This is a genomic window from Bradyrhizobium sp. 44 (assembly GCF_023073095.1).
Taxonomy (GTDB): Bacteria; Pseudomonadota; Alphaproteobacteria; order Rhizobiales; family Xanthobacteraceae; genus Bradyrhizobium.
Genome location: NZ_JADPIY010000029.1, coordinates 780,394 through 798,813 on the forward strand (window position 1 = coordinate 780,394; position 18,420 = coordinate 798,813).

Annotated in this window: 18 protein-coding genes; 8 read left to right on the plus strand and 10 right to left on the minus strand. The window is 64.0% G+C overall.

Annotation, left to right across the window (positions count from 1 at the left end):
* Nucleotides 1-3 precede the first annotated feature (3 nt).
* Genes IVB41_RS29495 through IVB41_RS29505 form a run of 3 tightly spaced genes read right to left on the minus strand, consistent with a single transcriptional unit; the run spans nt 4 to nt 3,286 of the window.
* Nucleotides 4-963, minus strand: a complete 960-nt coding sequence (locus IVB41_RS29495) for an ABC transporter permease (protein WP_027567790.1) — start codon at nt 961-963, stop codon at nt 4-6.
* Between the two features lie 4 nt (nt 964-967).
* Complete coding sequence (locus tag IVB41_RS29500; RefSeq protein ID WP_027567791.1) at nt 968-2,257, minus strand: PotD/PotF family extracellular solute-binding protein; 1,290 nt, start codon at nt 2,255-2,257, stop codon at nt 968-970.
* Nucleotides 2,258-2,299: 42 nt separating this feature from the next.
* Nucleotides 2,300-3,286 carry an ABC transporter ATP-binding protein gene (locus IVB41_RS29505; protein WP_027567792.1) on the minus strand — a complete coding sequence of 329 codons (987 nt, stop codon included), beginning with the start codon at nt 3,284-3,286 and terminating at the stop codon, nt 2,300-2,302.
* A gap of 265 nt (nt 3,287-3,551) precedes the next feature.
* Between IVB41_RS29505 and IVB41_RS29510 the strand changes: the two genes are divergently transcribed.
* The gene (locus IVB41_RS29510; protein WP_007611826.1) at nt 3,552-4,259 is read left to right on the plus strand and encodes a GntR family transcriptional regulator; all 708 of its coding nucleotides are present in this window, start codon (nt 3,552-3,554) and stop codon (nt 4,257-4,259) included.
* Nucleotides 4,260-4,301: 42 nt separating this feature from the next.
* Here IVB41_RS29510 and IVB41_RS29515 read toward each other — a convergent pair whose 3' ends face one another.
* Together IVB41_RS29515 and IVB41_RS29520 are read right to left on the minus strand one after the other, a co-directional pair.
* Entirely contained in the window at nt 4,302-5,279 is a 978-nt protein-coding gene (locus IVB41_RS29515; protein WP_247437678.1) for a tripartite tricarboxylate transporter substrate binding protein, read from the minus strand.
* 116 nt (nt 5,280-5,395) lie between these two features.
* Nucleotides 5,396-6,208, minus strand: coding sequence for a helix-turn-helix domain-containing protein (locus tag IVB41_RS29520; RefSeq protein WP_247437681.1), 813 nt, complete (start codon nt 6,206-6,208; stop codon nt 5,396-5,398).
* 331 nt (nt 6,209-6,539) lie between these two features.
* On the opposite strand from IVB41_RS29520, the gene IVB41_RS29525 reads away from it, so the two are divergent.
* Nucleotides 6,540-8,288: a CYTH and CHAD domain-containing protein gene (locus IVB41_RS29525; protein ID WP_247400279.1), complete on the plus strand. Its 1,749-nt coding sequence runs from the start codon at nt 6,540-6,542 to the stop codon at nt 8,286-8,288.
* A 122-nt stretch (nt 8,289-8,410) separates the two neighbouring features.
* Here the strand turns inward: IVB41_RS29525 and IVB41_RS29530 are convergent, their stop codons facing one another.
* From IVB41_RS29530 to IVB41_RS29545, 4 genes are all read right to left on the minus strand, one after another.
* Nucleotides 8,411-9,037, minus strand: a complete 627-nt coding sequence (locus tag IVB41_RS29530) for a transglutaminase-like cysteine peptidase (protein ID WP_247287143.1) — start codon at nt 9,035-9,037, stop codon at nt 8,411-8,413.
* Between the two features lie 331 nt (nt 9,038-9,368).
* Nucleotides 9,369-9,980, minus strand: coding sequence for a PilZ domain-containing protein (locus IVB41_RS29535; RefSeq protein ID WP_007602573.1), 612 nt, complete (start codon nt 9,978-9,980; stop codon nt 9,369-9,371).
* A 68-nt stretch (nt 9,981-10,048) separates the two neighbouring features.
* The gene (locus tag IVB41_RS29540; RefSeq protein WP_247437683.1) at nt 10,049-11,215 is read right to left on the minus strand and encodes a CynX/NimT family MFS transporter; all 1,167 of its coding nucleotides are present in this window, start codon (nt 11,213-11,215) and stop codon (nt 10,049-10,051) included.
* A 52-nt stretch (nt 11,216-11,267) separates the two neighbouring features.
* The gene (locus tag IVB41_RS29545) at nt 11,268-12,515 is read right to left on the minus strand and encodes an MFS transporter (RefSeq protein WP_256464261.1); all 1,248 of its coding nucleotides are present in this window, start codon (nt 12,513-12,515) and stop codon (nt 11,268-11,270) included.
* A 262-nt stretch (nt 12,516-12,777) separates the two neighbouring features.
* Here IVB41_RS29545 and IVB41_RS29550 point away from each other — a divergent pair, with 262 nt between their 5' ends.
* From IVB41_RS29550 to IVB41_RS29570, 5 genes are all read left to right on the plus strand, one after another.
* Nucleotides 12,778-13,929 carry a zinc-binding dehydrogenase gene (locus IVB41_RS29550; protein WP_247437685.1) on the plus strand — a complete coding sequence of 384 codons (1,152 nt, stop codon included), beginning with the start codon at nt 12,778-12,780 and terminating at the stop codon, nt 13,927-13,929.
* Nucleotides 13,930-13,932: 3 nt separating this feature from the next.
* Nucleotides 13,933-14,157 (plus strand): hypothetical protein, encoded by a 225-nt coding sequence (locus IVB41_RS29555; RefSeq protein ID WP_247362212.1) that lies wholly within the window; start codon nt 13,933-13,935, stop codon nt 14,155-14,157.
* Nucleotides 14,154-14,414 (plus strand): DUF5680 domain-containing protein, encoded by a 261-nt coding sequence (locus tag IVB41_RS29560; protein WP_247362210.1) that lies wholly within the window; start codon nt 14,154-14,156, stop codon nt 14,412-14,414. The genes IVB41_RS29555 and IVB41_RS29560 overlap by 4 nt, the downstream gene beginning before the upstream one ends.
* A gap of 109 nt (nt 14,415-14,523) precedes the next feature.
* Nucleotides 14,524-14,952 carry a VOC family protein gene (locus IVB41_RS29565; RefSeq protein WP_247437687.1) on the plus strand — a complete coding sequence of 143 codons (429 nt, stop codon included), beginning with the start codon at nt 14,524-14,526 and terminating at the stop codon, nt 14,950-14,952.
* Between the two features lie 114 nt (nt 14,953-15,066).
* On the plus strand, nt 15,067-15,579 hold the full coding sequence (locus IVB41_RS29570) for a hypothetical protein (RefSeq protein ID WP_247437690.1): 513 nt from the start codon (nt 15,067-15,069) through the stop codon (nt 15,577-15,579).
* 17 nt (nt 15,580-15,596) lie between these two features.
* On the opposite strand, the gene IVB41_RS29575 is transcribed toward IVB41_RS29570, so the two are convergent.
* On the minus strand, nt 15,597-15,950 hold the full coding sequence (locus IVB41_RS29575) for a cupin domain-containing protein (protein ID WP_247437692.1): 354 nt from the start codon (nt 15,948-15,950) through the stop codon (nt 15,597-15,599).
* 463 nt (nt 15,951-16,413) lie between these two features.
* Here IVB41_RS29575 and IVB41_RS29580 point away from each other — a divergent pair, with 463 nt between their 5' ends.
* Nucleotides 16,414-18,399 carry a DEAD/DEAH box helicase gene (locus tag IVB41_RS29580; protein ID WP_247438238.1) on the plus strand — a complete coding sequence of 662 codons (1,986 nt, stop codon included), beginning with the start codon at nt 16,414-16,416 and terminating at the stop codon, nt 18,397-18,399.
* The last annotated feature ends 21 nt before the right edge of the window (nt 18,400-18,420 follow it).

The following is an 18,420-nucleotide window of genomic DNA, read 5'->3' on the forward strand; positions in this document are numbered from 1 at the left end:
GCTCTAGAGCTCCTTCTTGATGTCGACGATGCGCGACATCATGGTGATAATCAGGAACGTGATGACGAGCAGGATCACGGCGTTGGCCGCTGCGGCCGGGAATTGCAGCGCGTTCACCCGCGTTTCGATGATCTTGCCGGCGGCCGCGATCTGCTGCCCGCCCATCACGCCGATGGTGATGAAATCGCCCATCACGATGGTGATGACGAAGATCGAGCCGATCACGATGCCGGGCTTGGCGAGCGGGATGATGACGTTGACGAGCGTCTGGAAGCCGGTGGCGCCGGCGTCATAGGCGGCCTCAATCAGCGATTTATCGATGCGCACCATCGAGTTGAAGATCGGCACCACCATGAAGAAGGTGAAGAGGTGAACCAGCGCCAGCACCACGGAGAACTCGGAGAACAGCAGCCATTCAACGGGATGGTTGATCAGCCCCGTCTTGACCAAGCCTGAGTTGACAAGGCCATTGCGCCCGAGCAGCGGAATCCAGGCGATCATGCGGATCACGTTGGAGGTCCAGAACGGGATCGTGCACAGCAGCGACAGTCCCATCTGCCAGGTTTTCGACTTGACGTGAAAGGCGAGGAAGTAGGCGACCCAGAAGCCGATGAAGAGGGTAATGACCCACACGAGGAAGCAGAGCTTCAGCGTCTTCAGATAAGTCTTGGCGATCGTGCAGAGATCGGGGAGCTGCGCGATGCAGCCCTCGAACGTGTCGGTGTAGCCGCGGCCCGAGAAAGCCGGCAGCAACTGATATTCGTTGTAGTCCCAGAACGAGACGATGACGACGAAGACGAGCGGAATCAGGAAGAAGGCGAGGAACACCAGCATCATCGGCCCGGCCTGAAGCCAGGAGATGAAGGAGGGCGACAGCCGCACCGCTTTGCTGCGGCGCGCCGTCTCCGATCCCCGGAACAGGTCCGGGGATGCCTGTTGCAAAATGTCCTCCGACGTGTCCATCAGATTACGCCGCGATGAACTCGTTCCACTTGCGGACCATGTAGTCGTTCTCGTCCATCACAGCGTTCCAGCATGCGACGCCACCCATGCGGTCCTCGTAGGAGCCGCCGTCGCGCACGGCGCCGGCCTTTTCGAGCAGCGAGCCGTCGGGCGCCTTGATGTCCTTTTCGGCCGCCTTGCCTTCCATCCAATAGGCCCACTCGTAGGGCTCCATATGCGCCTTTGCGGTGGAGAGCACGGCGGAGTAGTAGCCTTGGCGGTTGAGATAGGCGCCGGCGTAGCCGGACAGGAACCAGTTGACGAACTCATAGGCCCATTCGAGCTTCGCACCCGAGACGCCCTTGGAAACGCAGAAGCCCGAGGCCCAGGAGCGATAGCCTTCCTTGAGCGGCTGGAAGGTGCAGGCAATCCCCATCGAGCGGACCTTCGTCACCGCCGGCGACCACATCGACTGGATCACGGTCTCGCCAGAGGCCATCAGGTTGACGCTCTCGTTGAAGTCTTTCCAGAAGGCGCGGAACTGACCGGCCTTCTTGGCCTCGGTCATCACCTTCATGGTGAGATCGATCTCTTCCTTGGTCATGTTGCCCTTGTCGGCATATTTGTATTTGCCGGTGGCTTCCACGACCATCGCGGCATCCATGATGCCGATCGAAGGGATGTTGAGGATCGAGGCCTTGCCCTTGAATTCGGGATTGAGCAGCTCGGCCCACGAGCTGATCGGACGCTTGATGATATCAGGACGGATGCCGAGCGTGTCGGCGTTGTAGACGGTCGGGATCAGGGTGACGAATTCGGTCGCGGACGTCGCGAACTTCTTGGAGTCTTTGCCTTCGAGATAGAGCACCTTCCAGGGCGCGGTACCCTGGCCGCCGATCTTCTTGCCGCCGGGCGTCTGGCCCTTGGTGAAGACGGGCGTGATGTTGTCGAATTCCTTGATCTTCCTGGCGTCGAGGGCAAGGATGTTGCCCGAGGGCACGATCTTCTTCAGCGCGAAATATTCGGTGTCCAGCACGTCGAAGGAATTCGGCTGAGTCATCACGCGCTTGGTGACGTCGTCGGTGGTCGCGGTGATGTATTCGATCTTGATGCCGGTGTCCTTCAGGCACTGCTTGGAGATCTCGTCGCCCTCGTTCACGGCGGTGCCGAGATAGCGCAGCACCTTCGGCTCGGCCGACATCACGTAGGGGAAGCCGGTGATGGCGCCGGAGCCGGCGGCAAGGCCGGCGAGACCCGCGGTGCTCTTCAGTAGCGTGCGGCGGCTAAGGCCCTTCTTCCTGGTCGTTTCGGTCATATCACTCACTCCTCTGTTGCGCATTCCGGTGATTGATCGGCGCTATTGCAGACGTTGCGCCTTGGCGGGATCCCAGGTGGCCAGCACGCGATCGCCCGGCCGGAACTGGTGGACGTCGAAGGCAGCCTCGGGAAGATGGGAGAACAGGGCGGTCCCGTCTTCGAGCGTGAGCGAGACGGCGATGTAGGAGCCCTGGTATTCAGTCTGGGTCAGCAGCGCCGGCGCGCCGACCGCGCCGTCGGCGATCGGCACGATGCCGAGCTGATCGGCGCGCACGGCGATGAGTTTGCCTGCGTCGCTGAGGACGTTGTGACCGCCGATGAAGCGCGCCACGAATTCGGTGCGGGGATGATGGAAGATGTCACGGGCACTTCCCTGCTGTTCGATCCTGCCCTGGTTCATCACCACGATGTGGTCGGCGAGCGCCATCGCCTCTTCCTGGCCGTGCGTGACCTGAACGAAGCTGATGCCGAGCTCGCGCTGCAGCCGCTTCAGTTCGCCCCGCATCTTCACCCGCAGGAACGGATCGAGCGCAGAGAGCGGCTCGTCGAGCAACAGGATCTGCGGCTCGGTGATCAGCGCGCGGGCGAGCGCGACGCGCTGCTGCTGGCCGCCAGACAGCTGTGCGGGGAGGCGGGCCGCGTAGGGCGTCATCGCGACCAGCTCGAGCAACTCACCGGCGCGCTTGTGCCGCGTCGCCCGGTCGATGCCGCGCATTTTCAGGGCAAACGCCACGTTGTCGATCACGGTGAGGTGCGGAAACAGCGCGTAGGACTGGAACATCATCGCCGTGCCGCGCTTGGCGGGTTCGAGATCGGTGACGTTCTGCGGACCCAGGATGATGTCGCCTTCACTGACCGCCTCGTGACCGGCGATCATGCGCAAGGTCGAGGTTTTGCCGCAGCCGGAGGGGCCGAGCAGGCAGCAATAGGTGCCGGCCGGGATCTTCAAATTGACGGTGTCGACCGCCAGCGTCGTGTCGTAGCGCTTGGTGACGGCGACCAGTTCGAGGGCGGCAGGAGTGGCCATGGCGTGTCCGGGGCAAGGGCGATGCTGCGCCTCTCTCCGCAAGGTCCATGCCAATCGCCCTTGAATCGTTCTCGGCCGGCCGAATTCCAAAACAGTGCAGCGGAGTCAGATCGTTAGATCGAATCCCACGGGCGTGGGCGGCTCGCCGCTTTCGCAGTTGCGTGCACACAAAACAGGCGCAGATTGTATAAAGTTTCGCCTGTGATTGAATACAGCTGGTCGATTAGGATTCGACGCCATCTTCGACGATCGAGTCCTCACCCCCATGGCCGCCAAGTCCCGACCGAAATCCGACGCGCCAGATGCGAGCGATCGCGTCAGCCGCATCCGGGAAGGCGTGACGGCGGCGATCCTCGAGCATCGCCTGCTGCCCGGCACGAAACTCGGCGAGGACGAGATCGGCGAGATCTACGGGGCAAGCCGAACGTTGGTTCGCACCGCGCTTCAACAGCTCGCGCATGAGGGCATCGTCAACATCGAGAAGAACCGCGGCGCCTTCGTCGCGCGGCCGACGCCTGCGGACGCGCGCGAAGTGTTCGAGGCGCGCCGCCTGATCGAGCCGACGATCGTCGATCACGCCGTTGACGCGGTGTCGCCGGCCTGGATCGGGCGTCTCCAGCGGCATCTTGCCGAAGAACGCGAGGCGGAGCTGCGTGGCGATGCTCGTGCTTCGGTCCGCCTCTCCGGTGACTTCCATCGACTCGTCGCCGAGATGAGTGGCCACAGCATCTATCTCGGTTTTCTCAAGGAGCTGATTGCGCGCTCCTCGCTGATCATCCTGCTCTACCGCCGGCACGACACGCCGGCCTGCGGCACCGATCATCACGCCGGGATCGTCGCCGCGATCCGCAAATGCGACAGGGAGGCCGCGCGCGCGCAGATGTTGTCGCATCTGAACGAGATCGAGGCCGAGCTGTTCCTGAAGGATCCCGCCGCCGACGAGTTGCGGCTCGCGGACGTGCTCGGGGTCTGAGCTCAACGAGGCGCGTCCGCACCCGGGTGGGCACGGCGACGGCTATTGCGGCTCCAATCCGAGAGTCTTGATCGACTCGAGCCAGACCGGCCCTTCTTTTTCGTAGAGCGCAATCGAGGACGCGCGATCCATGGCCGGCGAATCGACGCCGAAGGCATCGAGCAGCTTCTGCACGCGCTCGGTCTTGCCGCCTTCGACCATCAGCTTGGCGAGCATGTCGATCCGGTCTTCCGGCATCGCAGCGGGCGCCACCAGCGCGGTAAAGCTGATGAGCTGGAAGACATTGCCGGTGACCCCTTGCTCGGCAAATGTCTTGGTCTCGGGCAGCTTCTTCATGCGCACCGGTGTCGGCACGGCAATCGGGCGGCCGATGCCGGTATCGAGCACCGGAAGCGCAGCCTGATAGCTACCGACCGCCGCCTGGATCACCCCGGCGGCCAGATCCTGCCACATCGGCGCTTCGCCGCGGTAGTGCACGATGGAAATGTCGAGACCGAATTGGCGGTTGAGCTCGGCGATCGCAATATGCGCGAACGAGCCGATCCCGTACGAGCCGGCCGTGACCTTGTTGCCACGTGCGTACGCGACGAACTCTTCGATCGTCTTTGCATTGGTGGCGGAATGGACCACCAGCGGTAGATGCCCCGAAGGCGTCACCGCCACGATCGTGAAATCCTTGTCCGGATCATAGGCCAGCGATTTCAGCAGCAGCCGGTTACCGAGCAGGGTGGACGAGATCGTGTACATCAGCGTGTAGCCGTCGGCCGGGGAATCCTTCACCGACTGTGCCGCCAGCGCGCCGCTGGCTCCGGTCTTGTTTTCGACAATGACCGGCTGGCCAAGCTTCTGCGAGATATAGTCGCCATAGGCGCGGGCGAAGGCATCGGTGATGCCGCCTGCCGGCGTGGAGACGACGATCTTGATTGCCCGGGTCGGCCACGCTTCGGCCCAAGCCGTTTCAGAAGCGGCTATCGTCAGGCATGCAATCGCGGCAGCCCAAATTGTCGCGGATGTCCGCACTTCGGCCTCCCCCTTTTTCCTGTGTCATTGGGTAGCCGGCAGCCACCGCAACGAGGTGTCACACGGGTAAAGAGGAGGGTCAAGAAATCAAAATATCGTTTCACTGTGTGAAATGATCATCGCCGACCTGCATGAGAACCCGGCGCGGCAAGCTTGGCGCCGAGCGCCTCCGCAAGTGCGGAAGCGACTTTCTTCATCGAAGGTACGAAGCGGCGTATGCCTTCCTCCGGACTGACCGCTTCGCGGAGCATCATCACGTTCATGCTGCCGAACAGCCGATTCCGCAAAACGACGGGTACGCCAATCGCCCACACTGCGCCGCCGAACACGCGGCGGCTGTAGGTCTCGTCCATGACTGCGAAGCCGGCGCCGTGGATCGTGCGCAGCACTTTGGCAAGCCTGACGGGATTGCGCGCCAGATCGTTCCAGGGCTCGGGACCGAGGGCAAGCCGCGCGGCAATGCGCTCCTGCTCGGCGGGCTCGCAGAAGGCGAGATAGGCGCGTCCCATCGAGGTGCCGAGGACGGGAAAGCGAAAACCCGGCGGGCGGCTGAACAGCAGCGAGCCATCCACGCGCGTCGTGTGGGCGATGACCATGGACTCCTGATCGAGCACCGCGATGTCTGACGGCCAGTGGATCTGCTTGCGGAATTTGTTGAGGATGGGTTCGGCGATGCCGCCAATCCAGGTCGGCTCGTCATAGCCTGCGCTGAGCAGCAGCGCGCGTCCCGTCGGCGCGTAGCTGGTGGGCTCGGTACGGCGCACCACATAGCCTTCGTGCTCCAGCGTCTCGAGCATGCGGACGATTGTTGCCTTGTTGAGCCCCGTCGCCTTGTGCAGCGAGCCGACGGTCGACTGCCGTTCCTGATTGATCACCCGCAGGACTTCGAGGCCCCTGGACAACGCGATGACGGGACGGAACGACGTCATGGCAGCTCCTTGTGATTGCCTGTGCCGCTAGCCGATGAAGCAACCGCCGGGGCGACAGGGCAGCGCGCTCGATGCCATCGTCACCGATTGCGGGAAGGCCATGATGAGTCAAGTCCGCTGACGCGTTCATTTCGGTTTCGAGTAGAGCGGAATTCGCAGTCAATTCGATCGCTTGCTGCGCCCGGCGGCAATTTAGTTCCTGTGGTCGAGCTGGATTGTGCGCTCGCAACGCGTGTGGATGGTCGGGCGCTGCGACGTCACGTGACTAGTCCTCGCGAGTCGCACCGGCTATAGGATGACGCTCTGTCATCGAACTGTCATGTACCTGTAAATGCTCAAGTCAGACGCAACGCCGGTTCGCAAGTACCCGAGCGCGCGGGATGGGAATCCTGTTGCGAAGGACAACAAGAGAACGCAAGTCGTCGCCGGCTTCTTCAGGCAGCGTGAACCCGCCGAGCTCGTCGCGGAGCCCGTGATCGATCAGACGCCATCGCAAGATGCGGAACCGGCAGCGGAACCACTCCGGTCGAGCGCTGCCGCGCATGCCGGTGAGATCGAGCTCAAGCTTCTGGTCGATGCCGATCGCATGGCGTATTTCAACGCTGCGCCCGTCATCGCGGCGAACGCGCGCAACAAGGGCACGCGCAAACATCTCAAGTCCGTCTATTACGACACGCCGGAGCGGACGTTGCGGCGCAACGGCTTGAGCTTGCGCGTTCGTCAGAGCGGCGCGCGCTTCGTCCAAACCGTGAAGACCGATGCGGCGGACGATCCGCTCCGCCGCGGCGAGTGGGAGGCGGGGGTACCATCGCTTGCGCCCGATCTGGCTCTCGCGATGCCCTTCATTCCGGAGAAGCTTCGTGGCCAAGTGGAAGCGCAGCCGCTCGAAGCGGTCGTCACCGCCGATGTCCGTCGTCATGCGCGGATGATCGACCTGCCGTCGGGCACGGTCGAGATCGCCTTCGACCGGGGCGAGTTGACGGCCGGCAATCGTTCACTGCCCGTGAGCGAGATCGAGCTGGAGCTCAAGAGCGGCAGCGCGAGCGCGATCTACGAGATCGCGCTGCGGCTCGCGGAGCACGGCGACGTAATGCCGTCGATCCGCACCAAATCGGCGCGCGGCTTCGATCTTGCCGCCGACAAGCCGCCCTCGGCGCGGCGTCCGCGAAAACTTCGTCTCGATCCGTCGGTGACATTGGACGAGGCGTTCGCGACAATCCTGCGCTCCTGCTTCCTCCATTTGCTTCAGTCGCTGCCGGCGGCCGAGGACGGCCGTAATCCGGAAGGCGTCCATCAGCTGCGCGTCTCGCTGCGCCGGCTTCGATCTGCGCTGGGTCTGATGCGGTCGGTCGGCGCGCTCAGCAATCTCGATGCGCTGCGGTCGGAAGCCAGATGGCTGGCGCAAGACCTCTCCGCCGCGCGCGACTGGGATGTGTTCCGGCTCGACACCTTGCCGACGATCGCAACAGCCTGTCCGTCGGTAGCGGGCTTCGATGCGCTGGGCCGGGCTGCGGCCGGGCGTCAGTCGGACGCCTATCGCAAGGCGCATGATGCGCTCGAAGATCGCGGCTGCGCCGTGTTCCTGCTCGGCCTCGGCGGCTGGATCGAGACGAGGGGCTGGCGCAACGACGTCGCCGCGCAGGATCTCGGCCAGCTTGCCGAGCCCGCCGTCACCTTCGCGCAGCGCATTCTGTCGGAGCAATATGCGAAGGTGCTCAGGCGCGGCCGCCGCTTCAAGTCGCTTTCCGCCGAAGGTCTGCACCGCCTGCGGCTCGCGACCAAGCGGCTGCGCTATCTCAGCGAGTTTCTGCTGCCGCTGTTCGCAGATCGCAAATCCGCGCGAAAATTCTCGCGCAGGCTGGCCGGCCTGCAGGAGCAGCTTGGCGCCTTCAACGATATGGCGGTCACGGCATCATTGCTCGACGGGCTTGATGCCGAGCCCGACTGCGCCATCGCCGCGGCGGCGATCGCCGGCTGGCAGGCGCGCGCGTCGGTCGGGGTGCAGCCCGCCCTGCAAAGCACATGGCGCGATTTCACCGCCGCGCGCGTGCCCTGGTCGCGGCAGACGCCGCAGGACTAAGCGAAGCACATCCCCCAAAAAAGTTGCGGCCAGCCATTGGGGGATGGCTGGCCGCGCGCGAACCGGTCTGGGACGGGGAGGGGTGGGGATGTGACCGGGTCGCGTATCTCTTTCGCTTGTCTCTACTGATCTCTCGCGCTGGCGGTGGAGACCGCCGGCTTGGTGTCGCCGAGCGAGACCCAGACGTTTGGATCGCTCTGCGACTGGCGCTTGACGAAGCGGTAGCCGGTCTCCGTCCAGGCAACGACGTTCTCGTTCTGATTGTCGAGAACGAACTCGCCCTTGTCGGTTTTCACCGTCAGCACCGCGTGTCCTTCGCCCTTCTTGTCGCGCACGACGGTGATGAGCAGGGCCTCGCGGGGCCATCCGGCATCGATCAGCATCTTGCGCTTCAACAGCACGTAGTCTTCACAGTCGCCGTAACCGTCCGACGGCAGCGACCATTTTTCGATCACGCCCCAGTGCTCCTGGTCGGTCAAAGGCTTGACGGTCTCGTTGACCCAGCGATTGACCTTGACGAGGTCGCGCCATGCAGCCTGCGACATCACGATGTCGCGCGGTTGCGTCGGTGCGCCCTGGCACTGGGCGGCATTATCCGCACAGAACTCGACCCAGCCGATCGGCGCACGCGTGGTGTCGCCGAGGCTTGCGTAGAGCAGACGGCCTTCGCCGGCCTGCGCTGCCGCGCTCATTCCGAAGAGCATGGCGGCCAGCGCCATTCCCTTCCCCTGTCCCCTGAAATCAAACATTGCGGCCCCCGTTTCTTGTTGGGACCACATTGCGCAGGCAGCTTTTGAGTTGCCGCTAAGCCAGTCAAGTCAAGTCGAGACGAATACAAGTAAAACACGCGGCGAATTCGATCTATACTTGAGTCAAACTTGAATAAAATTCGATATGACTTCAATTGATTCAAATTTTATCGATTAACGCGGAAACGCTGGCGGAACCGTTGTTTGCACGCACCCGCAGCCTCCGCGTTAACCCGCGCGAGGCCCGTCACGACCTATGAAAAAGGCGGCGTCCGCATCGCGGAGGCCGCCTTCAGGGCTGGAAATGCAGCGGTTTTGGTGCCTTCGCGCTTTACCGCGCGGTAACGCTCTCTTCGAGAGTTTCAATTGGTTGCGAATGCATGAACTCGAGCGCGAAGCCGTCTTCGAGGTTTCGGACCACGCGGCCCTGCACCCGGCCGAGCAGAACCGTCGATTTCAGGGGCGGCCGGTTCTCGGCGGCGATGGCGGCGCCCGAGAGCGAAAGGTCGATGATGCGGCAGGTCATCTTGGTGCCGTCCTCGAGCGTCAGCACCGCGATCGGATTGCGCGGCACGATACGATCGTGGCGGCGGTCTTCCGGCAAATTGAGGATGTCGCGGTTGGCGAGCCAGGTCAGCTGTGCCGCGAGCTTGTCGCGCTTTCGCGGTGTGGCACCGACCGTCATGGCGAAGCCATTGTCGATGATGCGGGTGATCTTGCCCTCGACGCGGCCGATATGGTCGAGATAGGCGACCACGCGGTCGCCGACATTGCCGATGCCGGGGGCCAGCAGTGCCAGCCCGCCCGGCGACATGTTGATCACCTGGCAAGGGAATTCACGGCGGTCCGGCAGCATGTAGCGGCCGAGCAGGTGAACCTTCACCCGCTGGAAACGCCGACGTTCCTCGGCGGCCGGAAGAAATTTTTTGTGCGCCAACGCCATTTTCACAACCCGACCCCCCGCCTGGCGGAGTCCGGGACGACCCTAAGGTGCACAGGGTTAATGCCGCGTTAGGATCGGGCGCGGCGATGACGAACAGACACAATGCGTTCGAAAAGCCACATCAGGGGCGGGCAGGCCAGCACCGTCAGCGCGCCGAGGTCGAGTGCGACCGCGGCCGTGCCGGCCGATTTGGCGAGCCGGCCGGCAATGGCCGGTCCCAGCATCATCGCGGCATAGAAGAGAGTGTAGAACACGCCCATCCCGATCGCCCGGGTTTCAAGGCCAAGCACGCGGGCGGCGAGGCTCATGATCGGGCCGGCCGGAAGGCCCCCAAACAGGCCGATCAGGACGAGGATCGTGATCACGGCGTCGGATCGGGTCAGCCAGGCCAGCAGCCCGGCCACCACCAGGCTGGCCGCGATCGCCAGCACGAACGGTCGCTTGAAGCGATCGGCGAGATAGCCGCCTGCCGGCACCGAGATCACCGACAGCCACATCACGAGGCTGATCGCCGATCCCGCCGCGGCAATGCTCCAGCCACGCTCGGCGAGCAGCGAGGGGCCGAACGAGAAGATCATGGCGAAGCCGACATTATAGAGGCCCCAGATCGCGCCCGCCACGATCACCGCCAGAAGCGCGAGCGGATCAAGCCGCCCGGAGCCGGCCGCGCTGGCGGTTGCTCCCGGCGGCGCTTCGTAGAACGTGATCAGCACAATGCCGATCGCGGTCAGCGCGCCGGCCACGAGGAACACGGCGCCCGCGCCATACGCCGTGCCGATCGCCGGCAGCACCAGCAGCGAGATCGCAACGCCGGCTGGCCAGGAGTTGACGAAGATCGCCATCGCGGTGGCGATCTCCTTACCCGAAAACCAGTCGGTGCCCATCTTGGTGAGTTGCACGGTCAGCAACACGCCGCCGGCGCCGGAGGCGAGCCGGCCCGCCATCTGCCAGCCCCAGATGTCCGTGGTGGCCATGACGAGGCTGCCCGCCGTCATCAGCAGCAGCGCCACGATCGTGGTGGGCTTGTCGCCGAGGGTCCGGCCGATCGCGCCGCCCGGCAGCGCCAGCACGATGCCCGGTGTGAAATAGAGTCCGATCAGGATGCCGATATCGGCGAGCCCGACGCCGAAGCTCTGCTGCAGCAGCGGCGCGACCGCGGCCACGCTCTGGAACTGGAACGCGATGGTGAGGCGAACGACGAACAGGATCGCAAGAATGCCCCAGCGATTGCGCAACGCGTCATCTCCCCAAGCCCTGTATCGAGCGTGCGGTGGGGAGACGCCGGAGTCAACCGGTCGTCTTCCTCGCCGCGCGCCCATAGAGAAAACATAGCAGCGCCAGCAGCATCGCGGCCGAGAGCCCGAGCGACCAGTGAATGCCGATCGCCGCACCGAACAAGCCGACGGTAATGCCGCTGAACGCCCGCATGCCGAGCCCCGCCATGTTGTAGAGGCCGACGACGCGGCCGCGAATGTCGGACGGCGCGTTCAACTGCACCAGCGCCTGCGCCATGGTGTTGAACGACAGCTCGAAGAAGCCTGCAAAGAACAGCAGCACGATCGCGACCGGATAGATCCGCACCGAGGCGAAGCCGAGCAGCGCCACGCTCCACAGCATCGCGAGCATGATCGCGGTGCGCGGCGTACCCTTGAGCCGTCCCCAGGATTCCAGCGCAATGCCGGCGAGCAGTGCGCCGGCAGCATCGGCCGCGAGCAGCACGCTGTAGGAGATTCCGGGATCGCCATAGCCGAGATCGCCGGCAAAGCCCGGCATCTGGGCGTGATAGGCGTTGCCGATCATGAAAGAGGTGAGGCCGGCAAGCCAAGTCATCGCCGTCAGCACCGGCTGGGTGCCGATGGCGCGGATCGTCAGTATGATGTCGGCGAAGCCCCGCACGGCGAAGCGCCGCACCGCGACACTCTTGTCCCGCACCGGCGCCCAGAACAGCCACAGCAGCATCGGCAGATAGAATAGCGTGTTGAAGATGATGCCGTGCGAGGTGCCGAGCGTGAGCATGATGATTCCGCCGACGGCGGGGCCGACCAGAATGCCGAGATAGCGCGCCATCGCATTCAGCCGCACTGCGCTCGGAAGATCGGCCGGACCGACGAGATCATAGAGCAGCAGCTGGTTGGGCGTCTGCCACAACACGCCGGCGCAGCCATGGATCACCAGCAGCAGCATGGCGTGCCACATCTCGATGGCGTCGGTGATGAAGAAGAAACCCCATCCAGCCGAGGCAACAATGAACAGCAGCATGCCGCATTGAATGATGCGGCGCGGATCGACCCGGTCGGCCAGCCCTCCAACCGCGACCGAGAACAGCAGGAACGGCAGCCAGTGCGAGAGCACCGCAAAGCCTGCCAGCGCCGGCGAATGGAATTTCTGGAACACCACCCAATAGCTGATCACATGCTCGATATTGTCGGCCATCATCGCCAGCACGTAAGCGATGAACTGGAGCCGATAGGGCACCGACTTCATCGCCGCGAACGAGCCGGACGCGACCACGGGATTTTGGGGGAGGGGGTTCAAGAGGGCACCTGGGTGGGACTTTTCGCGCCGTGCCTACACGTTCGCCGTCGAGCGCTCAAGACACTTGGGTGTGTGAGAACAACGGTCCCGTAGCTGGATGGAGCGAAGCGTAATTCGGGATTCTCGCCTGTGGCTCCCCGTATTCCGCTACGCTCCATACGGGCTACGCCCCCGCGGCTTGGCACGGCCGCTCACCTCACATACGCTGCTCGTCAGCCCACACCAATCAGCCATCATAAAAACGGGCAGCGAGGAAACAGCCATGGACCAGATCCGCGTCTGCACCCACGCAGGGCCGGGCAGCGAGCCCGTCATCCGCAGCGTGCCGTGGCCGAAGGTCGGCAAAAAGGCCGCCCTGATCAAGGTCGGCGCGTGCGGCGTCTGCGGCACGGACCTGCACATCCTGAAAGGACATTGGCCGAGGCCGCTGCCATGGCCGTTCACGCTCGGCCATGAGCTCGGCGGAATCATTGTCGAATGCGGCGACGAATTCACCGAGGACTTCATGAGCAAGCCGCTCAAGGTCGGATCAAAAGTGATGATCCCGCCGCTGATGCCCTGCGGCCGCTGTTATTACTGCATCCATTATCCCCTGACCGCCAACAAGTGCCTGACGCCGGTCTATTACGGCCGCTATCTCGGCTTCGACAAGGCGCCTCACATGTGGGGCGGCTGGGCCGAATATGTCTATGTCGATCTCGACATGCTGCCGGGCACCAAGATCTACAAATTGCCGGACGACATGTCGCTGCGTCTGGGTGCGCTGTCGGAGCCGCTGACCTCCTGCATCCGTGCCTTCAATCGCGCGAGCCGCGCCGGTGGTTTCACCTGGGGCGACACCGTGGTGATCCAGGGCTCGGGCCCGATCGGCATTCTCGCGGTCGCTGCTGCCCAGGAGATGGGGGCAGGGCGCGTGATCTGTGTCGGCGCACCGGAGGAGCCCCGGCTCAAGCTCGCGCGCGAGTTCGGCGCGGAGGCGACGGTGAACATCGAGGAGATCAAATCGCCCGAGGCACGCATCGCCCGCGTGCGCGACATCGTCGGTGGGTTCGGCGCCGATCTGGTGATGGATTGTTCGGGTCATCCGACCGCCGGCCCCGAAGGCATCGAGATGCTGCGTGACGGCGGCACGTATGTCGAGATGGGCCAGTTCACCGACGCCGGCTCGATCGAGACCTCCTGGCACCGCATCTGCACCAAGGATATCAACGTGCTGGGCTCCTGGGGTTTTAGCGCCAACGATCTGCCGCTCGGCGTCGACATGCTCCATCGCACGGCGGGCAAATATCCCTGGCTGAAGATGCAGACGATCTATCCGTTCACGGAAGACGGCGTCGCGCAGGCGGTGAGGGACGCGATGGCGATGAAGACGGTGAAATCGACGATCGTGCCGTGGCCGGAACTGGTGGAGTAGGCGATGGTATCGATTCCGCACGAGCTCGCGGCGTTTCTGGTCGAAGCCAAGCGGCGGACCTATGCGGGCCTCGACGACGACGCCACCGTGGCCGCTCCGCCGCTCAGAGGCTCAAAGCAGCTCGAGCATCGCGCGGCACCCTATGCCTATCGCGATATCTATTTCGGAATAGGGTTCTTTGTCGGCAGGAGACCGTGTCTCGGGATGAGCGCGTCATTTGGTCGATGAGCTACAGCGGTGGCGTCCGCGCGGAGATCACGGATCGAGACACCTTCCTCGCGGTCTACAAATTCCTGCGCCAGGCGTTGCTGGACGTCAGCGTCGAGTATCCGTTTCGGGGCCCGCATCTGTTCGAGCAGGCAGGCATGATTTATCGGAACGAGGTGGAGGGCGCGCTCGATCGTTTCCACGGTGTCGAGACGATCGCGCGGCAGGATGGCGTGCCGCTCTATGCGGTCCGTTACAGTGGCGGTTTGTTGCGATAAAGTCTCGCGAGCCCTGTAGCCCGGATGGAGCGCAGCGTAATCCGGGATTCTCGCCTGTGGCTCCTCCTATTCTGCTACGCTCTATCCGGGCTACGAGCCGGCGTTTGGAATGAAGGACGAGATGACAACCGAACCGATCCAACGCACCCGCTCGCCCTTCCGCGCCATCCGTGCGATCGACTACACCGTCTTCTTCGTGCGCGACATGGCGGCGATGCGCCGCTTCTATGAAGACGTCCTCGCGTTTCCGCTGCTGCGGGAGCTGTCGGCGAACTGGATCGAGTACGGGTTGGGCCCCAACACGCTGGCTCTCGCTACACCGGGCCGGACCGCGACTGACACACCGACGCCGGCGGGCAGTGCCTCGCTGCAACTGGCTTTTAAGGTCTGCGCGGCCGAAGTCGATGCGTGTGCCGACGAACTTGCACGCCACGGCGTGGCGCTGCTGTCGCCGCCGACGAACCAGTCGTTCGGGCATCGGACGCTGTTCTTCCGTGATCCCGACGGCAATCTTTTGGAGGTCTATGCGGAGATCTGAACCCCGGGAGCGGGCGGCCGTGCACGAAAAGTTCCATCGAAAATCCCCGAGTTATTCACGCCGGGGTGAAACTTAGGCCCGGGTTTCGGCTTTCAGTTCACGGGAGAGTTCATCGTGAAGCGAATCCTGAAACCCGTCACTTACATCCTGGCCGCCGTCTACTTCCTGGTGGATGCGGTCTTCATGGCTGTGGCGAGGCCAATCTCGCGCTGGATCGGGCGGCACCTCCAGTTGAAGCGATTGCGCGGCTGGATCAGATCGCTGTCGCCTTACTGCTCGCTCGCCCTGTTTTCCGTGCCCGTCATTATCCTGGAGCCGGTCAAGCCCGTGGCGGCCTATCTCGCGGCGACCGGCCAGGTCGTGAGTGGGGCGGTGACGTTCATCATCGGCGAGCTGCTCAAGCTGGTGCTGGTCGAGCGCCTGTTCCATCTCACCCGTGACAAGCTGATGAGGATTCCAGCCTTCGCCTGGGCCTATGGGAAGGTCACCGAGGTAAGGGCATGGCTGCAGGCGACCGAAGCCTGGCGCGCGGTCCGCGCCTTGGGCCGCGCGGCGAGGGACACTGTTGCGCGGGCCAGAGCCAGGCTGGCCGGCGGATTCGGCAGGCTGGTGACCACCAGGGATTAGGGCCCGCGCGTCGCTCTCTATGCGAGCTTGCGGGCCGCGGCGGTGGCCTTGTCGCCCGTGTTCGGCGTGCCGGTTGGCTCGATCAGCAGGAGATGAACTTCCTCGCGCGCGACCGGGCGATGCTCAACACCTTTGGGCACGACATAGAGTTCGCCCGGACGGAGCGTCACCGTGCGATCCCGCAATTCGATGTCCAGGCTGCCTTTCAGGACGAGAAAGAAATCGTCGGTGTCGTCGTGCTTGTGCCAGGTGAACTCTCCCTTCACCTTCACCACCATCACGTCGCAGTCGTTGAAGGTCGTGATCGTGCGCGGAGACCAGAAATCCCCAAAAGTCGCGAGTTTGTCGGCAAGCGATATGCCGTCGGCCATGTGTCACCCTTCTTTGCTTCCTCGTTAGGCACGATTTGGGGGCGACGCGCTGGGGCGACAAGACTTGCGTCTCGACGGCTGTGGTCTCGTCGCAAGGCGTGCAGTCGCCACACAAGCCGTTCGACCGAGAGAGGTCATGTGCACATCTCGGCGCGCCCAATGGTGTGAAATTGAGCCGGGTGGCCGCGAAACCCTCTGCTTCGGCGCAAAGTCCCGCTATATGCAGCAAAACGGCCCGGAAACGCTGGATGTAGTGGGTCGAGCTGGCCAGTAAGCTTATTCTCGGCATCACCAAAGCCATGCGTCATAGGCATGGTGATTTGCCCGCACTTGGCGTAAAGAGCGTCCAAATCAAATCACCACGCGTGCGGCTGGACCATTTGCCGCCTACGCAGCTTCAGGTCGCGCGGCTCGACGTTCCGCGCCTGGACCAACCAAGGTTTATCCCGTGTCTTTTCCGACCATGAGTGCGCCGCTCGCCCGAGCTTTGGCCGAGCGCAACTACGACCGTCCGACCCCCGTTCAGCTCGCCGTGCTCACGGACGAGGCCGCAGACCGCGACCTCTTGGTTTCGGCCCAGACCGGCTCCGGCAAGACCCTGGCCTATGGGCTGGCGATGGCCAAGGACCTGTTGGGCGACGCCGAGCGGTTCGAGCGGGCGGGTGCACCGCTCGCCCTGATCGTGGCGCCGACCCGCGAGCTTGCCCTGCAGGTCCATCGCGAGCTGGCGTGGCTGTACGAGCATGCGAGTGGGCGCGTCGTCTCCTGCGTCGGCGGCATGGATCCCAGGCGCGAACAGCGCGAGCTTGTGGCCGGCGCTCATATCGTCGTCGGCACGCCCGGCCGGCTGTGCGATCATTTGCGCCGCGGCCGTCTCGACATCTCGGAATTGAAGGTGGTCGTGCTCGACGAGGCCGACGAGATGCTCAATCTCGGCTTTCGCGAGGACATGGAGTTCATCCTCAAGACCACGCCGGACACGCGCCGCACCCTGATGTTCTCGGCGACATTCCCGCGCGGCATCGTCGCGCTGGCCAAGCAGTATCAGCAGCGGGCGTTCCGGATAGAGGTCGCCGGCGACGAAGGCGGTCACGCCGATATCGACTACCGCGCGATCCGGATCGCGCCCGGCGATGCCGAGCACGCGGTCGTCAACGTGTTGCGCTTCTACGAGGCGCCGAGCGCGCTGGTGTTCTGCAGCACGCGCGATGGTGTCCGGCATTTGCAGGCGGCGCTGCTGGAGCGCGGCTTCTCCGTGGTCGCTCTGTCCGGTGAATTGACGCAGAACGAGCGGACCACGGCGCTGCAGTCGCTGCGGGACGGACGTTCGCGCGTCTGCGTGGCGACCGACGTCGCCGCCCGCGGCATCGACCTGCCCAGCCTCGATCTCGTCATTCATGCGGACCTGCCCAACGATGCCGAGGTCATGCAGCATCGCTCCGGCCGCACCGGCCGCGCGGGCCGCAAGGGGACGAGTATCCTGCTGGTGCCGCCCGTGCGGCGGCGGCGTGCGGAAATGCTGCTCAACGTCTCGGGCATCGACGCGGTCTGGGGGACGGCGCCGCAGCCGGATGAGATCCGCAAACTCGATCACGAGCGCATGAAGGACGTGCTGTTCACGGAAGAGACCACCGCCGACGATCTGGCGCTGGCGCAGGCCCTATTGGCCGAGCGGTCCGCTGAGGATATTGCCGCTTCACTCGCACGGCTCTATCGCGCGCGGCTGCCGTCGCCCGAAGACATTATGGATCCCGGCGAGCGGAGCAGCCGGCCGCGCGAGGATCGCGGCCGCAATGATACGCGCGCACCGCGCGACGATGTCCGCGCTTCGCGTGGCGACGATCGGCCCGAAAGGGCTCGACCCAAAGCGGGAAAATCGTCGTCGAAGCATGGCATGGCGGATGGCAGCGTCTGGTTCCGGGCCAACATCGGACGAAAAAAGAATGCGGAAGCGCGCTGGCTGTTGCCGATGATCTGCCGTCGTGGCGGCATCGACAAGAACGATATCGGCGCAATCAAGATCATGGACACCACGACCGAGTTCGAAATTTCCGAGCGGGTCGCGGAATCCTTCGCCGTGAAGATCAAGCGTCCGGACAAGGAAGACAATATCCGCCTCGAGCCGATGGCGGATGCGCCGCAGCGGCAAACGGCTTCGGAAGAGCGGTCCCACGCGCCGCGGCGCGACAGCGGCGACAGCGATCATCGCGACCGCGCGCGCGAGCCGAGCGGGTTCAAGCCGCAAGGCAAACCTCAAGGCAAGCCACATGGCAAGCCGCACGAAAAGCCGTACGGCGAGCGCACACCGAAATTCGACGATGCTCCTTCCTTCGCAAAGAAGAAAAAGCACAAGAACAAGCCGGGCCACGCCGAGCCCTCGGTCACGTCGTGGTCTGAGAAGGGCGCCGCCGGAAAGAAGTCGAAGACGAAAAAGAAGCATCGCGCCTGACGGCCGCCTTCCGGCGTCGCC